Genomic DNA, 316 nt, shown 5'->3' on the forward strand with positions numbered 1-316 from the left:
TGACCCCCATTCCAATTATCTCGCGCAGGTGACGGACGAAGCCGGCCAGGAAGGGTTCTCGCTTCCCCAGCATCTCGACATCATTGAGGCGGGCGGCTCTAAGCCGTGGCTCCAATTCGATTGGGTCTGGGACGAGGACGAGTTCCTTGGCCTGGCCGAGTATATCGCCGCGCCCTACGACCCGGCGACCGACACGCAGGCGAGCAAGCCATGGGCCTACAAGCGCCATGCGGCGGGGCGCACGGCGGCGCCCATCGACAGCTTCGGGACGATCCTGATGGAGTTCGGGAACGAGAACTGGAACACGGCGCCGAGC

1 protein-coding gene is annotated in these 316 nt (G+C 64.9%); it reads left to right on the forward strand.

The annotated features are described in order from the left end of the window. A partial coding sequence (locus PMES_RS16440) for a hypothetical protein (RefSeq protein WP_159966784.1) occupies positions 1-316 on the forward strand: 316 nt, incomplete at both ends.

It is taken from the genome of Profundibacterium mesophilum KAUST100406-0324 (assembly GCF_009835145.1).
GTDB lineage: Bacteria > Pseudomonadota > Alphaproteobacteria > Rhodobacterales > Rhodobacteraceae > Profundibacterium > Profundibacterium mesophilum.